Below are 2,599 nucleotides of genomic sequence, written 5' to 3'. Positions count from 1 at the left end.
GCTGTGAATAACTGATTGAACAACGCATTGGATGTTGTGCCAAACAATACGGAAACGTTCAAATTCAGCTAAATCCAGCGGAAAAATGATTCAATTGTCCAGCGCTATTTGTACATGGCGGCGATTCCTTCGGACAGATAGATTGGTAGAACGCATATTCCCCAAACTACTCCAGTAATTACACCATCTGAAATAACACGCCCCATACCCACTAATTATTTTTCATCAAATGCGTATGGCGTATCAACTTTGATTGCACATTCGTTCCAAATCATTACTTGTTAATTTAAGTGAATTCCACCATAAAGATTCATATAGGTTTAGTAATTAGTCAAAGTTATTAGGGTATTCTGTCGTATAATTTATATATTACCATATAATTACCTCCTGATTTTTTTATATTATAGTTCTACATCAACACATAATATATAACTTTTTCTCATTGCTTATTGAACTAATCTGCTCCATTCAAGAAGAACCATATCAGTTTAAATAACTCAGATTTTGGCAAAATTAAATTGATTCAAATGATACCCACCTTTTAGTAATCTCAGAAAATTTCTTAGTCGCGAGTGAGGTTGGTTTTCTTATAGCTAATCCAATAGTTCGATAGCTATCACTTTCAAGTGGAATGGCTGCAAAAGAAATTTTTGATGTCGGTATAATCATTTCTGGCAATATACTAATCCCTAGATTATTCTCCACCATGGAGATCACTGAGTATTCATTCATATTTTCGAATCGAATATTGGGGCTAACTTTATTCTCCCTAAATATTTTTTGAATATCATCATAACACTGATATGTTGGCATAATAAAAGGTACATTTTCTATTTGTTGCATTGATACTTGGTTTTCCTTACATAATGGGGATTGGTTAGATACAACACATAAAAGTCGATCCCTCTTCAATTGTACGATTTCAAAGGATTTTTCAAATGATCCAAAGTAAGTATCATTATTAATAAATCCACAATCTAATCTCCCGTTTTGTAACCAATTCTCAACCTCAGCATAGTTTCCTTCCAGTAATTCGATTTCAATATTTGGAAACTTTTCCTCCATTTTTTTAAGAATACCAGGAATCCAGTTTTTAGAAATACTCGAAAAAACCCCCACTCTTACTGTTCCTTTTTGGAACCCATTGATAGCGGCTACTTCCTGCTTCAGCATGTTGTTATAGTATAAAATTTTCCGAACGGTAATTAAAAGCTCCTCTGCATTTTTGGTCAATGTTAAAGTAGAGTGATTACGAATAAATAAAGGAAAGGAAAACTCTTTTTCCAAACTGCTAATTGCATGACTTACAGCAGACTGGGTGAAACCTAACACTTCTGCAGCTTTTGTAAAACTATTGAGTTCTGCCACTTTGTTAAATATTTCATATTTTGTTAAAGTCACTATGGTCCTCCTCATGAATTTTATTCATGTCTCCATTATATTTCTTCGTTTTATTTAATGCCATTACCAACATACAATAAGTGCATGCTCTATTATATGACCCTTGACAAGGGATGTATTTTTTATGGAAGGATGAAGTGAAATGCAAAAAATTTTAGTTACAGGTGCTGCAGGTAAGATTGGCCAAGATGTTACAAGATTCCTAGATAAGCAAGGGAATTACCAGTTACGGCTAGCAGATATTAACTTATCTGCTTTAGAAACTTTTAAAGATACAAATCATGAAATCATATATTTAGATGTTTCTGATTTAGCTGCTTGTCAAGAATTTACGAAAGGTATAGATATAGTTATACACTTGGCAGGTAACCCTTCGCCAAATGCTGATTTTTATGGCTCCTTATTAGAAAATCATATAAAGGGAACCTATAATATTTTTAGAGCTGCTAGCGATAATAATGTATCCAAAGTGATAGTTGCTTCCAGTGCTCAAACAATTGAAGGCTATCCTTTGGATTATCAACCACATGCTTATTCACCCACGAGACCCAAAAATATGTACGGGGTAAGTAAGTGTTTCGCAGAGGCTGTTGCTTCTTACTTTGCTTATGAAGAAGGGTTACAAAGTCTTGCTATTCGTATAGGTGCATATGATGATTATAATCCATATGGTAAACCACTAACAGCTAGAGATATGAGTGCATACTTAAGCCCAGAAGATTTTATGGACCTTCTCTTAAAGTCGATGACGGCAAAGAACTTACCTCCATTTTCAATTTTACATGGTGTATCTAACAACAGGTTTAAACGAATTGATATTGAAGGAACAAGAAAGTTAGTTGGTTATAGCCCAAGTTCTGATGCTTTTGTACTAAGTGGTATTAAGTTCTTTGATTCTTGATAAAGGCATATCTAGAAAAGAGATTATATTATTGTTATTTAGCTTTTATTTGTTCTATTTTCAATAGTTACGGTTTCTATAATCATAATATTCCGATTTCATCAGGTAGAGCACACTATTCTTCTGTCTCATTTGTGGAACAACTCTATTGTCACCACTAGTTCCACAGATGTTCTTTTCCTTTTCAACATAATGGGGTAGCACCACATCGCTATCAAGCTAACAAAATAAAATCCCCCCTAAAATGAAAAAATACGCTATTCTTTCTGTAGAATCATAGGAAAGGATGGCGTTTTT

2 protein-coding genes and 1 pseudogene are annotated in these 2,599 nt (G+C 33.8%); 1 reads left to right on the top strand and 2 read right to left on the bottom strand.

Annotated elements, in window-relative coordinates; genetic code table 11:
- Nucleotides 1-122 precede the first annotated feature (122 nt).
- Nucleotides 123-366 (bottom strand): annotated as a pseudogene (locus MR155_RS30865) (GNAT family N-acetyltransferase); the annotation flags it as partial.
- Nucleotides 367-513: 147 nt separating this feature from the next.
- On the bottom strand, nucleotides 514-1,401 hold the full coding sequence (locus MR155_RS30860) for a LysR family transcriptional regulator (RefSeq protein ID WP_242312081.1): 888 nt from the start codon (nucleotides 1,399-1,401) through the stop codon (nucleotides 514-516).
- A 142-nt stretch (nucleotides 1,402-1,543) separates the two neighbouring features.
- Between MR155_RS30860 and MR155_RS30855 the strand changes: the two genes are divergently transcribed.
- Entirely contained in the window at nucleotides 1,544-2,302 is a 759-nt protein-coding gene (locus MR155_RS30855) for an NAD-dependent epimerase/dehydratase family protein (protein WP_002014092.1), read from the top strand.
- Nucleotides 2,303-2,599: the final 297 nt, after the last annotated feature.

Source organism: Bacillus cereus group sp. BfR-BA-01331, assembly GCF_022663915.1.
Taxonomy (GTDB): domain Bacteria; phylum Bacillota; class Bacilli; order Bacillales; family Bacillaceae_G; genus Bacillus_A; species Bacillus_A mycoides.
The sequence above is the reverse complement of the archived record's forward strand: the minus strand, read 5'-3'. Positions and strand labels throughout refer to the sequence as shown.